The sequence below is a fragment of the Allostreptomyces psammosilenae genome (assembly GCF_013407765.1).
Lineage (GTDB): Bacteria > Actinomycetota > Actinomycetes > Streptomycetales > Streptomycetaceae > Allostreptomyces > Allostreptomyces psammosilenae.
The window spans coordinates 4,322,754-4,340,170 of the sequence record NZ_JACBZD010000001.1 but is presented as its reverse complement, the minus strand read 5'-3'; the positions used below and the strand labels follow the sequence as shown (position 1 = coordinate 4,340,170).

The following is a 17,417-nucleotide window of genomic DNA, read 5'->3' as shown; positions in this document are numbered from 1 at the left end:
GCGGCCGGCCGGGTCACAGTGCCTCGGCGTCCCGCTCTCCGGTGCGCACCCGGATCACGGTGTCCACCGGGCTGCTCCAGACCTTGCCGTCGCCGATCTTGCCGGTCCGGGCGGCCTTGACCAGGACGTCCAGCAGGTCCTCGGCGTCGGCGTCGTCGGCCAGGATCTCGATCCGGACCTTGGGGACCAGGTCGACCGTGTACTCGGCGCCGCGGTACACCTCGGTGTGGCCGCGCTGGCGGCCGTAGCCGCTGGCCTCGGTGACGGTCAGGCCGTGGACGCCGAACGCCTGGAGGGCGGTCTTGACGTCGTCCAGCCGGTGCGGCTTGATCACCGCGGTGATGAGCTTCATGCCTCCACCTTCGCTTCCGCCGTGTGTCCGGACCTGCCGCCGTCCGCGTCGTCGGTCCGGCCGGGCTTGCCCGTGGCCGTCGCGGCCGGGCTCGCCGACCGGGACAGCACGCCGGCGCCGCCGGTGAAGTCGTACGCCGTCTCGGCGTGCGCCACCTGGTCGAGGCCGGTGCGCTCATCATCCTCCGAGGCGCGGATCCCGATGGTGGAGCGGAGCACGAGGGCGATCACGTAGGTGACGACGAAAGAGTAGACCGCGACCGCGGCCACGCCGATGGCCTGGCGGCCGAGGAGTTCGAGGCCGCCGCCGTAGAACAGGCCCTGGTCCTCGGTGCCGTAGGTGCCGGTGGCGAACAGGCCGATGAGGAGGGAGCCGATGATGCCGCCGACCAGGTGCACGCCGACCACGTCGAGGGAGTCGTCGTAGCCGAGGCGGTACTTCAGGCCCACGGCCCAGGCGCAGGCCACGCCGGCGATCAGGCCGATGGCGATGGCGCCGAGCGGGCTGACCACGGAGCAGGCGGGGGTGATGGCGACCAGGCCGGCGACGGCGCCGGAGGCAGCGCCGAGCGAGGTGAAGTGGCCGTCGCGGATGCGCTCCAGGACGAGCCAGCCGAGGACGGCGGCGGCCGCGGCGACGTTGGTGTTGAGCAGGACGACGGAGCTCAGGCCGTTGGCGGCCAGGCCGGAGCCGGCGTTGAAGCCGAACCAGCCGAACCACAGCAGGCCGGCGCCGAGCATGACCAGGGGCAGGCTGTGCGGGCGCATCGCCTCGCGCTTGAAGCCGATGCGCTTGCCGACCACGAGGACCAGGGCCAGCGCCGCGACACCGGCGTTGATGTGGACGGCGGTGCCGCCGGCGAAGTCGATCACCGGGATGTCGAAGATCCAGCCGCCGCCCCAGACCCAGTGCGCGACCGGGAAGTAGACGATGGTCACCCACAGGGCGATGAAGACCACCCAGGCGGAGAACTTGAAGCGGTCCGCGACGGCGCCGCTGATCAGGGCCGGGGTGAGGATGGCGAACATCAGCTGGAACGCGACGAAGGCGAACACCGGGATGGTGTAGCCGTCGAGCAGGCCGTCCATCTCGATGTTCCGCATGCCGACGAAGTCGAGGTTGCCGATGACGCCGCTGACGTCCGGGCCGAAGGCGAGGCTGTAGCCGAAGAGGATCCACAGCACGCTGACCACGCCGAGGCTGATGAAGGACATCATCAGCATGTTGAGCGTGGACTTGGCCCGCACCATGCCGCCGTAGAAGAAGGCCAGGCCGGGCGTCATGAGCATCACGAGCATCGCGCAGACGAGTACGAACGCGGTATCTCCCGCGCTGAAGCCTTCCGGCATCAGCAACTCCCATTGAGTCCTTGCCGACCCCCTCCCGCCAGGGGCCCGCGTTGTCCAGGAACCTTGGCGTGTGACCGTTTCGCGCCAGGGCCACGCGTGTTACGCGGATGTGACGGATGGCGGCTACGTGTTACATCGAGGTCAAACGGCCCTCATCGGGAGCGAACGTAATCTAGCCGTGACCGGAGCTCGACCGGGCCGCGTCCACCGGGTGGCGCGGGTCACTCGGACGGGCGTGTCGCGTCACACAGCGCGGCCGTCTCCACCACACCGGCCACTGCCGTCTCACCCACCTCATGGCCACCGGCTCCGGCCCTCCGGAGCCGGTGGCCGGGGTCAGTGACCTGCGGCGGGACGGGGCGATGCAGGGGGCGCGGCGTGTGACGTCGGATCGCGCGGCGTGTGAACGTCACACGGCACGGCGCATCGTCGACGAGTCGGCCCCGACCCGGTCGGCCAGCCGGGCCACCTCGGCGAGGGCGCCGTGCCGGGCCACGGCCGTGCGGGCCACCGTGAACAGCGCGGTGTCCAGCCGCTCCGAGCGGATGCCGGCCGCCACCTCCGCCGCCTCGTAGGCGGAGCGGGCCGCCTCGTCCGGCTCGTCCGCGAGCAGCAGCGCCTCGGCCTCGGCCACCAGGGCGAGGGCGAAGGCCCGCCGGTGCACCCGGTCCCCCCGGTACAGCTCCACGGCGCGCTCCAGCTCCACCAGCGCCCGGGTCAGCTGGGCCCGGTCGGCGTGGGCCAGGTCCAGGTGGGCGCGGCCCGCCTCGGCGCGCAGCTCCGCCAGGCAGAAGAAGGAGATCCAGGACGGGTCGGTGTCCGGCTCGGCGTCCTCGAAGGTCTCCTCGGCCAGCCGCAGCGCCCGCCGGCAGCGCGCCGCGTCGCCGGTGCGGGCGTGCGCCCGGGCCTCCATGGCGAAGAGCATCGCCTGGGTGCTGGCGGTGGCCGACAGCCGGCTGCCGTACTGGGCCAGGTGCACCAGCTCCAGCGCGTCCCGGGCGCGGTCCATGTGCACCATCTGGCGGGCCATGTCGGACAGGACCAGGGCGCCGAGCGGCGTGTCGCCGGCTTCCTTGGCGGCGTGCAGGGCCAGCACGAAGTACTTCTGCGCGTTGGGCTGTATCCCCACGTCGAAGGACATCCAGCCGGACAGCTGGGCCAGCTCGGCGGTGACCGCGAACAGCCGCTGGCGGGTGGGCTCGTCGCACGGCTCCTGGAGCAGTTCGCTGACCTCGTGGAGCTGGCCGACGACCGCCTTGCGTCTCAGCCCGCCGCCGCACTGGGCGTCCCACTCGCGGAAGCGGGTGGTGGTCTCGGTGAGGAAGTCCAGGTCGGCGGGGGTCAGCCGGGGGCCGGCGACCGGCCGCCCGGCCGTGCCGCCGGAGCCGGAGGCGCCCTGGGCGGCTCTGCCGGCGGTGGCGGGGGCGGCCGGCTCGGCCGTGACCGGGGCGAGCCAGCGCTGCAACGGCTCCAGCAGGGCGGGCCCGGCCGCGACCGACAGCGAGGTGCCGAGGAAGCCGCGGTTCAGCATCAGGTCGCTGCGGGTGAACTCGTTGATCATCTCGACCGTGCGGTCGCCGGCCCACGGCAGGTCGACGCCGCTGGAGGCGGCGGCCGGCGCGGTGCAGCGCAGCCCGAGGTCCTCCACGGTCACCACGCAGCCGAAGCGCTCGGAGAACAGCTCGGAGAGGATGCGCGGGATGGGCTCGCGCGGCTGCTCGCCGTCCAGCCACCGGCGGACCCGGGAGGTGTCGGTGCTCACGTGGCCGGCACCCAGTCGGCGGGCCTCGCGGTTGACCTGGCGCGCCAGCTCACCCTTGGACCACCCGCTGCGGCCGAACCACGCGGTCAGCCGCTCGTTGGGCTGCTTGCCACCCACCGAACGCCCCCATCTCCGGGCCGGTGCCCGAGGTCTGACACAACCTTACGTATCGCGAGCACAACCTTACGTATCGCGAGCCGCCAAACCGGCATGCGCCCCGGCGTGGTACCGAAAGTAACGCCTCCATCACCGGCACACGCACCACTCGGCCGGAAACGCCACCCTTCGCCACCCCTGCGGGTGAACCGCTGGGGGCGCCGACACGGTTCACTGGAAAGCCCGGCGTGTCGAAACCGGGGTCGGCGGGCCGGCCGAACCGGCGGCCCGGCCGATTTCGGTGCGCGCCGGGAACGTAACCGAGGGCGACGACGAACGTTGGAGGTGACATGGACATCATGCTCGGCTCGCGGCGACGCTCCCGTGCCTCGGTGTGCCGCTCGGTCGCGGAGTACGCCGGCCGCCTGGGCTGGCCCGTCGCACCGGGCACCCACCTGGTCCGGGGCGGCCGCGCGGAACGGTGCTCCTGCGGCCGGCCGGACTGCGCCCTGCCGGGGATGCACCCGGCGGACGGCCCGGTTCCGTTACCACTGCGCGAAGGCGCCTCCCCGATGGACGTGGCCGCCGTGTGGCGGGCCCACCCGGACGCACCGGTGCTGGTCGCCGCCGGCCACGCGTTCGACGTGCTGGACGTGCCGGCCGCCGCCGGCCGCCAGGCACTGGTCCGGATGGAGCGCATGGGCACCCCGCTCGGGCCGGTGCTCGCGCTGCCGGCCAGCCCCGCGCGCGTCGCCCCCGGTCAGCCGGGCGACGCCCACGCGCCGCGCGTGCTGTTCTTCGTCGCCGCCGGCGCCCGCAGCGAACTGCCCGCCCTGCTGTACCGGATGGGCTGGGACGACGCCGCGCTGGACCTGCGCTGCCTCGGCCAGGGCGACTGGATCCCGGTGCCGTCGCTGCCCGTCGGCCGCGGCGGGGACGGCGGGACCGGCGTGCACTGGCTGCGCCCCCCGAACGGCCCGCAGGCCCGCCGCCCCCCGCAGGCCCGGCTGCTGCTCGGCATCCTCGCCTACACCTGCCACCGGCGGCGCGGCCCGGAGCCGCACCGCGAACGCCACGCCGAGCGGCTCACCGACCGGGTCGCGGAAGGCGCGCCGGACCGGTACGCCTCGGCCGGCGGCCACGGCTGGGCCAGCGCCTGAGCGCACCCCGGCGGCTCCCGTCCCGATGACGACGCGCGGGGTGGGGCGCACCGCGTTCGCCGCGGTATGCCCCACCCCGCGCGTGTTCCGGGTGGTGTCCGGGCCGGGTGGTGTTCCGGCCGGGTGGCCTCAGTCGCCGATCAGTGCGTCCACGAACTGCCCGGGCTCGAACGGCGCCAGGTCGTCCGCGCCCTCGCCCAGGCCGATCAGCTTCACCGGCACGCCCAGCTCCCGCTGGACCGCCACCACGATGCCGCCCTTGGCGGAGCCGTCCAGCTTGGTGAGCACGATGCCGGTGATGTTGACCACCTCGGCGAAGACCCGCGCCTGCACCAGGCCGTTCTGGCCGGTGGTGGCGTCCAGGACGAGCAGCACCTCGTCCAGCGGCCCGTGCTTCTCCACCACCCGCTTGACCTTGCCCAGCTCGTCCATCAGGCCGGTCTTGGTGTGCAGGCGGCCGGCGGTGTCGATCAGGACGCAGTCCACGCCCTCGGCGATGCCCTCCTTGACGGCGTCGAAGGCGACCGAGGCCGGGTCGCCGCCCTCCGGGCCGCGCACGGTGCGGGCGCCCACCCGCTCGCCCCAGGTCTGCAGCTGGTCGGCGGCGGCGGCGCGGAAGGTGTCGGCGGCGCCGAGCACCACGCTGCGCCCGTCGGCGACCAGCACGCGGGCGAGCTTGCCGGTGGTCGTGGTCTTGCCGGTGCCGTTGACGCCCACGACCATCAGCACGGCCGGACGGGCGGCGGCGCCGTCCCCCGCGGCGGGGTGGGCGGCGGTGCGCAGGGAGCGGTCCATGTCGGTGCCGACCAGTTCGACCAGTTCCTCGCGGAGCAGCGCGCGCAGCTCCTCGGGGGTGCGGGTGCCCAGCACCTTCACCCGGGTGCGCAGGCGCTCCACGAGCTCCTGGGTGGGGGCGACGCCCACGTCGGCGGTGATGAGGGTGTCCTCGATCTCCTCCCAGGTGTCCTCGTCGAGGTGCTCCCGGGACAGCAGGGCGAGCAGGCCCTTGCCGAGGGTGTTCTGCGAGCGGGACAGGCGCGCGCGCAGTCGGACCAGGCGGCCGGCCGTCGGCTCCGGCTTCTCGATGGCCGGCGGGGCCGCGGCCTCCTCCGGGGCGACCTCGACCTCCGGGGCGGGGGCCGGGGCGGGGGGCGCGGTCGGGGCGCCCGGCTCCAGGAGCCCGGTGCCGGTGCCGGGGGGGCCGACGTCCTCGATGGTGCGGCGCGGGGTGTCCCGCGGGGTTTCGGCGTCCTCGCCCACCCGCGGCTCGACGGGCTCCGGCCGGCGCGCGGGCGGCGGCACCTGCCGGCGCCGGCGTCCGGTGACCACCAGGCCGGCCGCCGCGCCCACCGCCAGCACGGCGATGATGACGACAAGGATCAGAGTGTCCATGCTGAAATCATCGCAGGGTGGTGCGGGGGGCTCCGGGCTCCGGAGCCGGGTGTGGGCGCCGGCGGGGGGCGGCGGGCGGGCACCGGGCCGGCACTGGGCGGCGGGGGCGCCGGGCGAGGCGCCGTCAGCTTCCCGCGTGGCGGGGGCTTTCCGCTCCGGCCGGGGCGGGGGCGGGCGACGGGCCGGCGGATCGCCCTGTCCGCAACCCCCGGTAGGGGGGCTTGCGGACCCCCTTCTTCAGGATTTCACGGCGGGGTGACCGACCGCAGCCCCCGTGTCGCGGCCTGTGGACAACTCGGCCGGACGCCTCCCGGACGGAGGGCCGGAGGGCTGGACGGTCCTAGCCGGCGCGGCCGAGGGGGCGTTGGGCGAGGAAGGCCGCCGGGTTCTCGGTCACCGCCGACAGGCTGTGCAGGGCGGCGCCGCGGACCGCCGCGAGGCCGCCGAGTTCGCTGATCCGCAGGCGGCCGTCCTCCCAGGTCCGGGAGACCACCCGGGCCTTCAGCTCCTCGTTGACCCGCGGCGCCATCCACGGGGCCAGTTCGGCGTAGATCCCGCCGAGCACCACGGCCTGCGGCGACAGCATGTTCACCACCCCGGCCAGCGCCATCCCGAGGACCTGCCCGGCGTCGCCGAGCGCGGCCACCACCGCGCCGTCGCCCGCCTGCGCCCGTTCGATCAGCAGGCGCAGCCCGTCCCCGCCGCCGCCGAGCACCGTGCCGGCGGCGCGCGCCGCCTCGTCGGCCGCCAGCCCGGCCGCCCGCAGCAGCGCCTCCTGGCCCGCGTACTGTTCCAGGCAGCCCCGGGCCCCGCAGCGGCACAGCGGGCCGTCGGCGCTGACCGGCACGTGCCCGAGCTCGCCCGCGTACCCTCCGTAGCCGGTGAACACCCGTCCGCGGACCACCAGCGAGGCGCCGATGCCCACCTCGCCGGAGACGTACAGGAAGCTCTCCAGGTCGCGGACGGCCCCGGTGCGCAGCTCGGCGAGGCCGGCGAGGTCCGCCTCGTTCTCGGCGGAGACCGGCAGTGCCCGGCCGCCGACCCGGCGCGCCCCCATCACCTGGCCGAACAGCGCCTCGGCGCGGACCATCTCCCAGCCGAGGTTGGGCGCCTGCCGCAGGATGCCGGAGGAGACCGGCCCGGGCAGCACGAGGGTGGCGGCGACGGGTTCCAGGCCCTCCGCGGTGACCTGCCGGGCGACCTCCATGGCCAGTTCGGCGACCCGGTGCAGCGCCTGGGAGGGGGTGCTGCCGCGGTTGTCGGCGGAGACCAGGCGGCTGGCGCGGACGCTGCCGCCGAGGTCGACGGCGCAGGCCGCCGAGTAGTCGACGTTGATCTCCGCGCCGAGCCCGATGTAGGTGGTGGTGTCCAGGCGCAGCACGGTCGCGGGCCGGCCGACGCGGCCGGTGCCGGAGTCCTGGGACTCGCGCACCACTCCGCCGGCGACGAGCTGTTCCACGAGGGTGGAGACGGTGGCCTTGGTCAGGCCGGTGCGCTTGGCGAGGGCGCTGCGGGAGGTGTGGCCGGCCTCCCGGATGCCGGCGAGCACGAGCCGGAGGTTGTGGCCGCGCATCGACTCCTTGGACGCCTTGGGGGAGGCCTTGGGTCCGCCCGCGCCGTGGGCGGCGCCGGCTGATCCGCCGCGCTGGCCGTGGCCCGGGTGTGCCGGGCGGGTGGCCGGTGCGGCGGTCCTGCCGCGCGGGGCGCGGCCTCCTGCGGAGCGGCTGTCCGTGGTGCTGCTGCTCACTGGCGGTTCTCGGGGGTCTCGGGGGCCTGCCGGGTGGGTTTCCCGGGAGGACGTACCGGCCCGGGGGTGGCGGGCCTCGCTGTTCAGCTTAGGGCCACGGGCGGACGGTGTGCGGGGGGTCGGGTTTCCTGGCCGGGGCGGGCCGGCGGGGCTCCGGGCGGGCGGGGCGGGGGGGTGCGGGGGCGTGCGGCGGGGTCAGGGGGTGGGGGCGCCGAGCAGGCCGGAGATCTCCTGGGCTGCGGCGATGACCTGGGGGGCGAGCCGTTCGATGGGGGGCTTCCAGGGTTCCAGGGAGAGGGTGGAGACGCTGACGCCGCCGATGACGGCGCCGGTGTGGCCGAAGACGGGTGCGGCGATGCAGCGGATGCCGTTCTCGTTCTCCTGCTCGTCCAGCGCGTAGCCGCGTGCCCGCACGGTGGCCAGGTGGTCCAGGAGGGCGGCGGGGTCGGTGATGGTGTGCGGGGTGCGGGCCTGGAGGCCGGTGCGGGCGGTGAGCTCGGTGACCTCCTCGTCGGCCATCTGGGCCAGGACGGCCTTGCCGATGCCGGTGGAGTGCAGTCGGATGCCCTTGCCCACCCGGGAGGGCATCTGGTAGGGGCGGCTGCCCTCCAGTTTGGCCGCGTAGACCGCCTCGTCGCCGTCGAGCAGCGCGAAGTGCACGGTGTAGCCGGTGGCGTCGCGGAGCCGGCGCAGCGCGCCCTCGACGTGCTGGGCCGGGTTGAAGCGGCCCAGCACCTTGCCGGCGAGGGTGAGGATGCGGGGGCCGGCGGTGTAGTGGCCGTCGCCCGCGTAGAGCGCGTAGTGGCGGTCGATCAGGGTCTGCAGGATGCGGTGCACGGTGGACTTGGGCAGGCCGGTGGCGACGGCGATGTCGGTCACCCGGGAGTGCTCGGCGAGCGCCTCCAGGACGGCCAGGGCCTTGTCGATGGCGTTGCCGCCGCCGTTCGTCCTCATCGTCGCCGACGCTCCCGTGTGCTGCCGTTTCCGCCGGTCCCCCCGTGGGGGCGGGTCACCGGGACATCCAACCACCATCGACCACGAGGACGTGACCGCTCACGTAGTCGGCGGCGGGTGAGGCGAGGAAGACGACGGCTCCGGCGACGTCCTCGGGGGTGCCCCAGCGGCCGGCGGGTATGCGGGCGCGGATCTCGCGTTCGCGGCGTTCCTCGGCGCGCAGCGGGGCGGTGTTGTCGGTGCTGATGTAGCCGGGGGCGACGGCGTTGACCTGCACGCCGTGTGCGGACCACTCGTTGGCGAGGGCCTTGGTGAGGCCGGCGACGGCGTGCTTGGCGGCGGCGTAGGAGGCGACGTTGAGGCCGCCCTGGAAGGCGAGCAGGGAGGCGATGTTGACGATCTTGCCGCTGCCGCGTTCCAGCATGGGGCGGCCGAGGTGGCGGCTGAGCTGGAAGAGGGAGTCGGTGTTGACGCGCATCACCTCGCGCCAGTCCTCGTAGGGGTGTTCGGCGGCCGGGGAACGGCGGATGATGCCGGCGTTGTTGACCAGGATGTCGATCCGGTGCCGGGCGAGTATCTCGGCGGCGGCCTCGGGCACGGCCTCGGGGTGGGCGAGGTCGCAGGCCACGGTGTGGGCGGCCCGGCCGAGGGCGGTGACCTCCTCGGCGGTCCGCTCCGGTGGGCGGGTGGCGTTGCCGAGCAGCACCAGGTCGGCGCCGGCGCGGGCGAGGGCGAGGGCGGCGGCGCGGCCGATGCCGGTGCGGGCGCCGGTGACCAGGGCGGTGCGTCCGGTGAGGTCGAAGGGGTGGGGGCTCACCGCAGCTCCGGGATGGTCACGTGGTCCATGTCGTCGAAGGCCTGGTTCTCGCCGCCCATCGCCCAGACGAAGGCGTAGGCGTGGGTGCCGGCGCCGGTGTGCACGGACCAGCTGGGGGCGATGACGGCCTGGTCGCCGGCGACCACGAGGTGCCGGGTGCGGTCGGGGCGGCCCATCAGGTGGATGACGCGGTGGTCGTCGGGGAGGTCGGTGTAGAGGTAGATCTCGGTGCGCCGGTCGTGGGTGTGGCAGGGCATGGTGTTCCACAGGCTGCCGGGTTCGAGGACGGTGACGCCCATGACCAGTTGGCAGCTGGGGATGCCGTCGGCGGCGATGTAGCGGTGCAGGGTGCGGATGTTGGCGCCGTCGGCGGTGCCGAGCCGGATGCCGGTGCTGTCCCGGTGCCGGGCGAGGCGGGTGGGGTGCGTGGTGTGCGCGGGGGTGGACACCAGGTAGAAGCGGGCCGGTGGGCCGGCGGGGGTGCCGGTCGGGGGCTGGGCGGTGGCGAAGGCGACCTCGCGCACGCCCCTGCCGAGGTAGAGGCAGTCCTTGGTGTCGAGGGCGTGTTCCGTTCCGTCGGCGGTGACGGTTCCGGGTCCGCCGAGGTTGATGACGCCGAGCTCCCGCCGCTGGAGGAAGTGGTCGGCGCGCAGGGGCGGGAAGGTGCCGAGTTCCACCGGTTCTCCGGGGGCGGGTGTGGTGCCGGCGATCACCATCCGGTCGGTGTGGGTGTACACGGCGCGGATCCGGCCGGTGGGGAAGAGGTTCTCGACGAGGTAGTGCCGTCGTAGGTCCTCGGTGTCGAGTCCGGGGACCTGGTCCGGGTGGGTGGCGTGCCGGACCTCCATGGTGTGTCCGGGGTGCTCGCCGGGCGCGGTGTGCCCGCCGCCCGCGGCGTCCCCGGTGTTCCGCGTGTTGCTGCCTTCCATCTGCGCGACCCCTTCCGCTCTTCGGCGTCCGGTGGAACGATTGGCCCGCATCACGGAACAGCGTTCCGTAAGGCGGAACGAAAGCGAGTGTAGCCCAGGCCCTCAGATCGCCCAACCCCCTGCCGGGAGGCAGTCGATGTACGTCCAAGACCTCGACCCCACCGGGTCGCTGACGCTCTCCGCGCTCCTCGCCGCGCTGCCCCTGGTGGTGCTGCTGGTGCTGCTCGGCGGACTGCGGGTGAAGGCCCACTGGTCCGGCCTGGCCGCGCTGGCCACCGCCGTCGGCGTGGCCGTGCTCGGCTACGGCATGCCGCTGCTGACCACCCTGGACGCCGCCGTCTTCGGAATGGCGCTGAGCTGCCTGCTCATCCTGTGGATCACCTTCAACGCCATCTGGATCTACAACCTGACGGTGGACAGCGGACACTTCGCGGTGCTGCGGCGGGCGTTCGGGGCGGTCAGCGACGACCGCCGGATCCAGGCCGTGATCATCGCCTTCGCCTTCGGGGCGCTGCTGGAGTCGCTGGCGGGGGGCGGGGCGCCGATCGCCGTCTGCGCCGTGATGCTGATCGCGATCGGCTTCAGCCCGATGCGGGCCGCCACGCTGGCCCTGGTGGCCAACACCGCGCCGGTGGCCTTCGGCGGCATGGGCAACCCGATCACCATCATGGGGTCGGTCACCGGCCTGTCCGCCGACGACTTCGGCGCCATGACGGGGCGCCAGACGGCCCTGCTGGCCGTGCTGGTGCCGTTCATCCTGCTGTGGATCGCGGACGGGCGGCGCGGACTGCGGGAGGCCTGGCCGGCGGCGCTCGCCGGCGGCGTGGCCTTCGGACTCGGCCAGTTCCTGCTGTCGAACTTCTTCAGCTACCGGCTCTGCGACATCTTCGCCGCGCTCTTCGCCGCCGGCGCCATCCTCGGGCTCAACCGGGTGTGGCGCCCGCGGATCGCCGAGGACTCGGAGAACCGCATCCGGCGCGGCGGGCCGCCTGCCACCGGGGGCGCCGCCGCCTCCCCGCAGCCGCGGGCGACCACCGTCCAGAGCCTGGTGGAGCGGCCGGACGACGCCCCGGACCGGCGCGCGGACGTCCTCGCCGCCTTCGCGCCGTACCTGATCGTGGTCGCGCTGTTCTCCCTGGCGCAGATCCCGGCCGTCCGCGAGGTACTGGACGCGCCCACCGTGTCATGGACCTGGCCAGGACTGGGCGAGATCACCCGCCCGGACGGCTCCCCGGTCGCCGCCGAGTACCGGCTCAACTGGGGCTCCGCCACCGGCACCCTGCTGTTCGCCTCCGGCCTGCTCACCATGGCCGTGCTCCGGATCCGGCCGGGGCGGGCCCTGCGGATCTACGGGGACACCTTCCGCCAGTTCGGCTGGGCGGTGCTGACGATCTTCGCCGTCTTCGCCCTGTCCTACGTGATGAACCTGTCCGGGATGATCTCCACCCTCGGCCTGTGGCTGGCCGGCACCGGCGCCTTCTTCGCCTTCCTCTCCCCCGTGGTCGGCTGGTTCGGGGTGGCCGTCACCGGGACCGACGCCGGCTCCAACGCCCTGTTCGGCGGGCTGCAGATCACCGCCGCGCGGGAACTGGGCGCCTCGGAGTACCTGTTCGGCGCGGCCAACTCCTCCGGCGGCGTGATGGCCAAGATGATCTCCCCGCAGAACCTGGCGATCGGCGCCGCCTCGGTCGACCTGGTCGGCCGGGAGGGCGACCTGTTCCGGCGGGTCTTCGGCTGGAGCGTGGTGCTGCTGCTGGCCATGTGCCTGCTGGTCTACCTGCAGTCCACCCCGGTGCTGGGCTGGATGACCATCTACTGACCGCCACCGCCGGCGCCGGCCGCCACCGCGCACCGCGCCGCCGGCGACGTCGCCACACGGTGGCGGCGGCCTTCCCCCTCGCCGCCGCCACCGCGGGCGCCTCCCCCCTCCCCCGGTCCTCCCCCGTTCCGCGTCCACGCCCCCGGCCGAGGCGCGGCCGGGACGCGGAACGGGACGTCAGCCCTTGACGCAGACCACCTGCTTGAGCTGGGCGACGACCTCCACCAGGTCCTGCTGGCGGGCCATCACCTCGTCGATGTCCTTGTAGGCGGCCGGGATCTCGTCCACCACCCCGCGGTCCTTGCGGCACTCCACGCCGGCGGTCTGCGCGGCGAGGTCCGCCTCGTCGAACAGCTTGCGGGCCTGGTTCCGGCTCATCCGGCGGCCGGCGCCGTGCGACGCCGACTGGTAGGAGAACGGGTTGCCCAGCCCGCGCACGATGTAGGACGAGGTGCCCATCGAGCCCGGGATGATGCCCAGCTCCCCCTTGCCCGCCCGGATCGCGCCCTTGCGGGTCACCAGCAGCCGACGGCCGTCGTGCTCCTCCTCCGCCACGTAGTTGTGGTGGCAGCTGACCGGCTCCTCGAAGGTCGGCCGGGCCGCGGGCAGTTCCTGCCGCAGCGCGTCCTGGAAGAGCGCCATCATCACCGCGCGGTTGCGCCGGGCGTAGTCCTGCGCCCAGAACAGGTCCCGCCGGTACGCCGCCATCTCCGGGGTGTCCGCGACGAACACCGCCAGGTCCCGGTCCGGCAGGTCGGCGTTGTGCGGCAGGCCCCGGGCGACCCCGATGTGGTACTCCGCCAGCTCCTTGCCGATGTTGCGGGAACCGGAGTGCAGCATCAGCCACACCCGCCCCGTGGTGTCCAGGCACACCTCCAGGAAGTGGTTGCCGCCGCCCAGCGTGCCCAGCTGCACACCCGCCCGGGAGCGCCGGGCGCGCACCGCCGGGGCCAGCTCGTCGAAGCGGGCCCAGAAGGAGTCCCAGTCGCCGGTCGGCACCCCGTGCAGACGGCGCGGATCCACCGGCTCCCGGTGCACCCCCATGCCGACCGGGATCAGCCGCTCGATCCGGGAACGCAGCCGGGACAGGTCGTCCGGCAGGTCCCCGGCGGTCAGCGAGGTGCGCACCGCCGTCATGCCGCACCCGATGTCCACGCCGACGGCGGCCGGGCTGACCGCGCCCTCCATGGCGATCACCGAGCCGACCGTGGCGCCGATGCCGTAGTGGACGTCCGGCATCGCGGCCAGGCCGTGCACCCACGGCAGCGTGGTGACGTTCCACAGCTGGCGCATCGCCGGCTCCCCGGCGTCCGCCGGATCCGCCCACATGCGGATCGGTACCCGCGCGCCCGCCACTTCCTGGAACACCATGCCGCCGCTCCCCCGCCGAATACCGGATGAATGGTCGAACCGCCCTCCGCGCGGAGGGTCGGCTCGGACGGGGGGCGGCCCGGACGGCCGGGCCCGGGGCGGTCCCCGCCCGCGTGGTCGGCTGCCGCCTCCCCGTGTGGTGCCTCCATGAAGACATGGGACGCCCGCCACACTCAACGCGTTTTCCGCCCCGCCGTGCTACTGTCGAACGAGTTGCAGTTTTGGTTCCCATGAACGTCCGTGTGCGCCTGCTGGTTGTGACCACAGGCGCATTCTGTTTGTCCGGGGTTTTCTCCGGAGGGGTGATCATCGCGGCGACGCGGGGCACACGCGGTGTGTGCCCTGGAGTACCCCAGAAGGAGATGTACATGGCTACTGGCACCGTGAAGTGGTTCAACGGCGAGAAGGGCTTCGGCTTCATCGAGCAGGACGGTGGCGGCGCTGACGTGTTCGCCCACTACTCGGCGATCCAGGCCCAGGGCTTCCGTGAGCTCTTCGAGGGCCAGAAGGTCCAGTTCGACGTCACGCAGGGCCAGAAGGGCCCGCAGGCGGAGAACATCGTCGTCCTCTGACGACGACACCACGCCCAACGGCAGACGGGGCCCGTACCGGTCGGTGCGGGCCCCGCTCGCTGCCCGGGCCCCCTCGGCGCCCACCCGGTCACCCGTCCGGCGGCCGGTCCGCCACCGCGGGGAGCGCCCGGCGTATCCCAACGCCACACCGGCTGTTCACCTCGTCGGCGGTGACAATCGTCCCCCGGGTACCACACGCTACTGTGGTGGCCCCGGTCACGACTTCCCTCCCCCGCCGCGTCGCGGCCGGCCCCGACCGTCCGTCCCACCGTATCGACGCGCCGCACGGTCCGCTCACCCGACGTTTCGACACCTCACGGTTCGTTCTCGCTCCTCCCAGCGGCCAGACGCCGCGGAGTCTTGCTCGGGACGCGCCGCCCCAGGAAGGTTCCGCATGACACGAACGGCCCAGCCGTCCACCCCCTCCACCCGTCCCTCCCGCCGCCCCCGCCCGCAGTCCTCCGGCGGCCGGCAGCAGGCCGGACGCCCACGGATCCCGGGCCACCGCGGCGCGGGCCCCGCCGCCCCGCACGCCGAGTTCGCCGCCCCGGTGAGCACCACCCCGGCCCTGCCGCCGGTGGCCGCCTTCGGCGACCTGCCGCTGCCGCCGGCCCTGCTCACCGAGCTCACCCGCCAGGGCGTCAGCACCCCGTTCCCCATCCAGGCCGCCACCCTGCCGAACTCGCTGAGCGGGCGCGACGTCCTCGGCCGCGGCCGCACCGGCTCCGGCAAGACGCTCGCCTTCGGCCTGGCCCTGCTCGCCCGCACCACCGGCCGGCGCGCCGAACCCCGGCAGCCGCTGGCCCTCGTCCTCGTCCCCACCCGGGAACTGGCCCAGCAGGTCACCGACGCGCTGACCCCCTACGCCCGGTCCGTGGGCCTGCGCATGGCCACCGTGGTCGGCGGCATGTCCATCGGCCGGCAGGCCGGCGACCTGCGGCGCGGCGCCGAGGTGGTCGTGGCCACCCCGGGGCGGCTCACCGACCTGATCAACCGCGGCGACGTCCGACTGGACCAGGTGGACATCACCGTCCTGGACGAGGCCGACCAGATGGCCGACATGGGCTTCCTGCCCCAGGTCACCGTGCTGCTGGAGCAGGTCCGCCCGGGCGGGCAGCGGATGCTGTTCTCCGCCACGCTGGACCGCAACGTCGACCGCCTGGTCCGCCGCTTCCTGGCCGACCCGGTCACCCACTCCGTCGACCCGTCCGCCGGGGCGGTGACCACGATGGAGCACCACCTGCTGCACGTGGACGCCGAGGACAAGCAGGCGGCCACCATCGAGATCGCCGCCCGCGAGGGCCGGGTGATCATGTTCATCGCGACCAAGCACGCCGCCGACCGGCTCGCCAAGCAGCTGCTGGCCAAGGGCGTGCGCGCGGCGGCGCTGCACGGCGGCAAGACCCAGCCGCAGCGCAACCGCACCCTGGACCAGTTCCGCGGCGGACACATCAGCGCGCTGATCGCGACCAACGTGGCGGCCCGCGGCATCCACATCGACGGCCTCGACCTGGTGGTCAACGTCGATCCGCCGACCGACCACAAGGACTACCTGCACCGCGGCGGGCGCACCGCCCGCGCCGGGGAGTCCGGCACCGTGGTCACCCTGGTCACGCCGGACCAGCGCCGGGAGATGAGCCGGCTGATGTCCATCGCCGGGATCACCCCGCGGACCACCCGGGTGCGCCCCGGAGACGCCGAGCTCCAGCGGGTCACCGGCGCCCGCACGCCCCCCGGCGTGCCGGTCACCCTGCCCGCGCCCGCCGCGCCGGGACGCCCGCAGGGCGCCGGCCGGGGCGACGGACGCGGAGCCGCCGCCGGAGGACGCCGGCGACGCGGTGCCGGGCAGGGCGGCCGCGCCGGGGCCACGCAGGGCGCTTCCGCGTCCGGCGGCGCCGGCCAGGCCGGCGGCCGGGGACGGCGCGGCGGACGCCGGCCGCGCCCCGGCGGCGGCGCGGACGCCGGCTGAGTAGGCGCGCCCGTTCAGCGACGACGGCGTGGGGTCCGGCCGCGAAGGCGGCCGGACCCCACGGGTGTCACCAGTCCAGGGCGATGGCGCCACCGGAGAAGGCGGTGGTGGCTCCGTACAGCATCGGGCTGACCGTGCTGGTGCTCCCCTCCGGCACCCGCACCCGGAAGGACTTGCTGTTGCCGCCGATGTAGAGTTCGGCGCCCGGCCGGGAGTAGAGCACCCGCGCGTACGTCGTGCCGCAGGCCGGGCTGTACCGCAGCTCCACGACCCCGTCCGCCTCCGCGTACCCGGCGTCGAGGACGTAGCTGCCCGCGTCGCACCCCTCCGCGACCGGGTTCCGCCCGTCGCAGGCCGAGCCGCTACAGCTCGCGGCGGCGCTCGACTCCGCCTCCGCCGCCACGGCGGAGGGCGCCATGCCCAGCCCGGCCAGAGAGACGAGCGCCGCGGAGACGGCGGCCAGTCGGTATCGCATCTTCGTTCCCCCTTCGCTCCCGGGCGCGGTGTGGCGACCGGGGTGGATTCCGTCGAGACGTTCCTCGGTCCGAGGCGCGGCGTGCGGCCGCCCGAGGGTGGTCCGGTAGCCGCTCACCACGAGATGTAGACCGTGTCACCGGAGACCGCGTTGCGGATCCACGACGACATCGGGGACACCACCGTGGTGCTCCCGCTCGGCACGGTCCTGGTGTAGACGGTGCCGTCGCCACCCGTGACCTGGAGCCGCGCCCCCGGGCGCGAGTAGACCAGCCGGGCGTACTCGGCGCCGCACGTCCGGCTGAAGCGGATCTCGATGACACCGTCGGTCTCGCTGTAGGCGAAGTCCTGGACGGTCGAGTCGGCGACACATCCGGCCGCGACCGGATCGAGGCCGTTGCACTCCGCGCCGAAACAGCTCGCCGCCGGCGCCTGCGCCTCCACCGGTGCCGCGGAGGCCGAGGGCGCGAGGCCCAGCCCCGCCGCCGTCAGGACGCCCGCCGCCACCGCCATGATCTTGCTGCGCATCGTCTCTCCTTGTTCATGACCGCCCGGCCCGTCTCGGAGCAGGGCAGGTCAGGACCCGTCGTGTGACGAACGGCAGACATCCTGCGTTGGTTGACACGGTGTCAGCAATAGATGGCATGGCCATAA

Annotated in this window: 15 protein-coding genes; 4 read left to right on the top strand and 11 right to left on the bottom strand. The window is 74.3% G+C overall.

The genetic code is table 11. The annotated features are described in order from the left end of the window. Positions 1-13: 13 nt before the first annotated feature. The 3 genes from FHU37_RS17945 to FHU37_RS17935 form a co-directional block, all read right to left on the bottom strand. The gene (locus FHU37_RS17945; protein ID WP_179815171.1) at positions 14-352 is read right to left on the bottom strand and encodes a P-II family nitrogen regulator; all 339 of its coding nucleotides are present in this window, start codon (positions 350-352) and stop codon (positions 14-16) included. Then, positions 349-1,701, bottom strand: a complete 1,353-nt coding sequence (locus FHU37_RS17940; RefSeq protein WP_179815170.1) for an ammonium transporter — start codon at positions 1,699-1,701, stop codon at positions 349-351. The genes FHU37_RS17945 and FHU37_RS17940 overlap by 4 nt, the downstream gene beginning before the upstream one ends. Before the next feature lie 409 nt (positions 1,702-2,110). Next, complete coding sequence (locus tag FHU37_RS17935; RefSeq protein WP_179815169.1) at positions 2,111-3,580, bottom strand: NsdA family TPR-like regulatory protein; 1,470 nt, start codon at positions 3,578-3,580, stop codon at positions 2,111-2,113. 329 nt (positions 3,581-3,909) lie between these two features. Between FHU37_RS17935 and FHU37_RS17930 the strand changes: the two genes are divergently transcribed. Continuing rightward, positions 3,910-4,719, top strand: coding sequence for a bifunctional DNA primase/polymerase (locus FHU37_RS17930; protein ID WP_179815168.1), 810 nt, complete (start codon positions 3,910-3,912; stop codon positions 4,717-4,719). Positions 4,720-4,848: 129 nt separating this feature from the next. Here FHU37_RS17930 and ftsY read toward each other — a convergent pair whose 3' ends face one another. The 5 genes from ftsY to kduI form a co-directional block, all read right to left on the bottom strand. After that, positions 4,849-6,111 (bottom strand): signal recognition particle-docking protein FtsY, encoded by a 1,263-nt coding sequence (ftsY, locus tag FHU37_RS17925; protein ID WP_179815167.1) that lies wholly within the window; start codon positions 6,109-6,111, stop codon positions 4,849-4,851. A gap of 340 nt (positions 6,112-6,451) precedes the next feature. Further along, on the bottom strand, positions 6,452-7,858 hold the full coding sequence (locus tag FHU37_RS17920) for an ROK family transcriptional regulator (protein WP_312892658.1): 1,407 nt from the start codon (positions 7,856-7,858) through the stop codon (positions 6,452-6,454). Positions 7,859-8,053: 195 nt separating this feature from the next. Continuing rightward, complete coding sequence (locus FHU37_RS17915) at positions 8,054-8,812, bottom strand: IclR family transcriptional regulator (protein ID WP_179815166.1); 759 nt, start codon at positions 8,810-8,812, stop codon at positions 8,054-8,056. 55 nt (positions 8,813-8,867) lie between these two features. After that, entirely contained in the window at positions 8,868-9,629 is a 762-nt protein-coding gene (locus FHU37_RS17910; protein ID WP_179815165.1) for an SDR family oxidoreductase, read from the bottom strand. Beyond that, positions 9,626-10,558 (bottom strand): 5-dehydro-4-deoxy-D-glucuronate isomerase, encoded by a 933-nt coding sequence (gene kduI / locus FHU37_RS17905; RefSeq protein WP_218904071.1) that lies wholly within the window; start codon positions 10,556-10,558, stop codon positions 9,626-9,628. Before kduI ends, FHU37_RS17910 begins: the two co-directional genes overlap by 4 nt. Positions 10,559-10,694: 136 nt before the next feature. Between kduI and FHU37_RS17900 the strand changes: the two genes are divergently transcribed. Continuing rightward, the gene (locus FHU37_RS17900) at positions 10,695-12,377 is read left to right on the top strand and encodes an L-lactate permease (RefSeq protein WP_179815164.1); all 1,683 of its coding nucleotides are present in this window, start codon (positions 10,695-10,697) and stop codon (positions 12,375-12,377) included. Between the two features lie 177 nt (positions 12,378-12,554). Here FHU37_RS17900 and FHU37_RS17895 read toward each other — a convergent pair whose 3' ends face one another. Continuing rightward, positions 12,555-13,748 carry an RtcB family protein gene (locus FHU37_RS17895; RefSeq protein ID WP_179815163.1) on the bottom strand — a complete coding sequence of 398 codons (1,194 nt, stop codon included), beginning with the start codon at positions 13,746-13,748 and terminating at the stop codon, positions 12,555-12,557. Positions 13,749-14,116: 368 nt separating this feature from the next. Here FHU37_RS17895 and FHU37_RS17890 point away from each other — a divergent pair, with 368 nt between their 5' ends. Together FHU37_RS17890 and FHU37_RS17885 are read left to right on the top strand one after the other, a co-directional pair. Then, complete coding sequence (locus tag FHU37_RS17890; protein ID WP_179815162.1) at positions 14,117-14,320, top strand: cold-shock protein; 204 nt, start codon at positions 14,117-14,119, stop codon at positions 14,318-14,320. 394 nt (positions 14,321-14,714) lie between these two features. Further along, a complete protein-coding gene (locus FHU37_RS17885) occupies positions 14,715-16,289 on the top strand; it encodes a DEAD/DEAH box helicase (protein ID WP_179815161.1) in 1,575 nt (524 codons plus the stop codon). A 67-nt stretch (positions 16,290-16,356) separates the two neighbouring features. On the opposite strand, the gene FHU37_RS17880 is transcribed toward FHU37_RS17885, so the two are convergent. Both FHU37_RS17880 and FHU37_RS17875 read right to left on the bottom strand, forming a co-directional pair. Then, positions 16,357-16,764 (bottom strand): DUF2690 domain-containing protein, encoded by a 408-nt coding sequence (locus tag FHU37_RS17880; RefSeq protein ID WP_179815160.1) that lies wholly within the window; start codon positions 16,762-16,764, stop codon positions 16,357-16,359. 113 nt (positions 16,765-16,877) lie between these two features. Continuing rightward, a complete protein-coding gene (locus FHU37_RS17875; RefSeq protein ID WP_179815159.1) occupies positions 16,878-17,291 on the bottom strand; it encodes a DUF2690 domain-containing protein in 414 nt (137 codons plus the stop codon). Positions 17,292-17,417 lie beyond the last annotated feature (126 nt).

What these genes read in the sequence shown, in the direction of transcription:
- FHU37_RS17945 (WP_179815171.1), bottom strand. Translation starts at nt 352, where the DNA reads ATGAAGCTCATCACCGCGGTGATCAAGCCGCACCGGCTGGACGACGTC.
- FHU37_RS17940 (WP_179815170.1), bottom strand. Translation starts at nt 1,701, where the DNA reads ATGCCGGAAGGCTTCAGCGCGGGAGATACCGCGTTCGTACTCGTCTGC.
- FHU37_RS17930 (WP_179815168.1), top strand. Translation starts at nt 3,910, where the DNA reads ATGGACATCATGCTCGGCTCGCGGCGACGCTCCCGTGCCTCGGTGTGC.
- ftsY (WP_179815167.1), bottom strand. Translation starts at nt 6,111, where the DNA reads ATGGACACTCTGATCCTTGTCGTCATCATCGCCGTGCTGGCGGTGGGC.
- FHU37_RS17915 (WP_179815166.1), bottom strand. Translation starts at nt 8,812, where the DNA reads ATGAGGACGAACGGCGGCGGCAACGCCATCGACAAGGCCCTGGCCGTC.
- kduI (WP_218904071.1), bottom strand. Translation starts at nt 10,558, where the DNA reads ATGGAAGGCAGCAACACGCGGAACACCGGGGACGCCGCGGGCGGCGGG.
- FHU37_RS17900 (WP_179815164.1), top strand. Translation starts at nt 10,695, where the DNA reads ATGTACGTCCAAGACCTCGACCCCACCGGGTCGCTGACGCTCTCCGCG.
- FHU37_RS17895 (WP_179815163.1), bottom strand. Translation starts at nt 13,748, where the DNA reads ATGGTGTTCCAGGAAGTGGCGGGCGCGCGGGTACCGATCCGCATGTGG.
- FHU37_RS17890 (WP_179815162.1), top strand. Translation starts at nt 14,117, where the DNA reads ATGGCTACTGGCACCGTGAAGTGGTTCAACGGCGAGAAGGGCTTCGGC.
- FHU37_RS17885 (WP_179815161.1), top strand. Translation starts at nt 14,715, where the DNA reads ATGACACGAACGGCCCAGCCGTCCACCCCCTCCACCCGTCCCTCCCGC.
- FHU37_RS17880 (WP_179815160.1), bottom strand. Translation starts at nt 16,764, where the DNA reads ATGCGATACCGACTGGCCGCCGTCTCCGCGGCGCTCGTCTCTCTGGCC.
- FHU37_RS17875 (WP_179815159.1), bottom strand. Translation starts at nt 17,291, where the DNA reads ATGCGCAGCAAGATCATGGCGGTGGCGGCGGGCGTCCTGACGGCGGCG.